General features: G+C 70.8%; 3 protein-coding genes. All 3 read left to right on the forward strand.

Translation table 11 applies throughout. The annotated features are described in order from the left end of the window. On the forward strand, positions 1-613 hold a 613-nt coding region (locus tag MFF26_RS26280), incomplete at its 5' end, for a hypothetical protein (RefSeq protein WP_238308958.1). After that, positions 558-1,184 (forward strand): hypothetical protein, encoded by a 627-nt coding sequence (locus tag MFF26_RS26285; RefSeq protein WP_238308959.1) that lies wholly within the window; start codon positions 558-560, stop codon positions 1,182-1,184. The genes MFF26_RS26280 and MFF26_RS26285, both read left to right, overlap by 56 nt. Continuing rightward, positions 1,181-1,597, forward strand: coding sequence for a hypothetical protein (locus MFF26_RS26290; protein ID WP_137831629.1), 417 nt, complete (start codon positions 1,181-1,183; stop codon positions 1,595-1,597). The genes MFF26_RS26285 and MFF26_RS26290 overlap by 4 nt, the downstream gene beginning before the upstream one ends. The last annotated feature ends 51 nt before the right edge of the window (positions 1,598-1,648 follow it).

The raw sequence follows: 1,648 nt of genomic DNA on the forward strand, positions 1-1,648 counted from the left end.
CGCCAACCCCGGTTCCGAGCCTGACGGCTCGGCCGGCGATGCCGGGCAGGCGGGCAGCGAGGCGGCGGAACTGGCTCGGTCGAACCGGCAAGCCCTGCTGACGATCGGCGTGGACCTGATCAGCGCCAACACTGGCCGGTCCCGCCGCTCGGCGCGCGCCCTCATCGGCCATTGGCTCGGAATTGCCCGGGACGAGGCCGCGGTGGTGCTCGACGTGATCGAGGACGCCGATGGGCGCGAACTGGCCGATTTCTCGACCTGGGTGGAGTTTCGGCTCCGCAGGCGCCGGCAGGAACTCGACCGGCCCCCGGATCGCGACCCGCCGTTCAACGGCCCCCGCGGCGGCGGCCGCCACTCACCCGCCAACGTCACCGGCCTCGCCGGCCGCCTTGTCCGCCTCCACGAGCAATCCCTAGCCGGAGCCTTCGATGTCGAACCGCCTTCCGTCGATGCGAACTCTGCCGGCGCTGAGCCAAGTCGAGGCGAAGATTCCGGCCTTGCGTGGCAGGCTGGTTCCGGTGGACGGCCAGCCGAACCGCTTTTGCGTGCGGCGGGATATGGCGGTCACGACAGCCGAGCGTCGAGCGCTCTGCGCCGTCGCCGAGCGTCTTGAGCTGGAGCGGAAAGCCCCCGCGGACACCAAGGCCGTCGATGTCGTGGTCTCGCGGGTCCTGCTGGGCTTCGAGTTGGGTCGCGGTCGCGAGGAGGTCAGCGAAGAGATCTTCGTGAACGAGTACATCAAGGGGCTGGCTGGCCTCCCGCTCTTCGCTATCCATGGCGCGGGCGAGCGCTTTCGGTCTGGTGAGACGATCATCACCTGGAATCGGGCCTTTCGCCCGTCGCCGGCCGAGTTCGCCGAAGAGGCGCGCCGCGGTCTGTTCCTGCACAATCTCAAGCTCGTCCACGTCCGCCAGATCCTCGACGCTGAGGTTGTCGAGCCGCCGTCCGAAGCGGACCGGGCGAAGGTTGAGGCGATCGCTGCGAACTGGCGCGACACGCGCGCCACCAACGATGCCGAGCGCGAACGGGCCCATCCCGCGCCGGAGGAGGTCGCGCAGGCTCGCGAGGCGCACCTCCACCATCTCGGCGCGCAACTCCGTGACGCGGCCGACGGCGCCACGCTGGGCCGGCTGATGGGCCGCCTCGAGGCGAAGGCGCCGCGACAGGGGGCGGAGGTCGCATGAGCGCCGCCCTCGCCCTCACCGACGCGCAGCAGCTCGCCGCCTCGTGGCGCATCGGCGTGTGCAGTCTGCCGGAGGACCGCGTGTCGTGTCCCGGCATGATCTGGACGGCGCCGGGCGCGAGAGGGCGCTCCGGCGTCTGGCCGGCGGTCCGTAAGGCCATGCTCGCATTCATCGACGAGTGGGGCGAGGACGCCGCGCGCCTGGGCTGGTCGACGGAAGCGCTGTTCGGCGTCCATCGGCTCGCCGGGGCCTATCGCGTCGATTCCGTGGGCGCCCTGGTCACTCTCTATCCCCGCCGCTGCGTCGCCCTGTGCGAGCGGGAAATCCACCTCGAGCGCCGCGGCTCGATCACTGTCGCCACCGCCCTGACCAACCCGGCCGACTCGGTGCCGATCTGGCTGTTTCGGACGTGAGGAGAGCACCCATGGATGCGATCGAGAAGCTGGGACGGCCCTGCACCCGTG

The organism is Methylorubrum suomiense, assembly GCF_022179765.1.
In the GTDB taxonomy this organism is placed as follows: domain Bacteria; phylum Pseudomonadota; class Alphaproteobacteria; order Rhizobiales; family Beijerinckiaceae; genus Methylobacterium; species Methylobacterium suomiense.

What these genes read in the sequence shown, in the direction of transcription:
- MFF26_RS26285 (WP_238308959.1), top strand. Translation starts at nt 558, where the DNA reads ATGGCGGTCACGACAGCCGAGCGTCGAGCGCTCTGCGCCGTCGCCGAG.
- MFF26_RS26290 (WP_137831629.1), top strand. Translation starts at nt 1,181, where the DNA reads ATGAGCGCCGCCCTCGCCCTCACCGACGCGCAGCAGCTCGCCGCCTCG.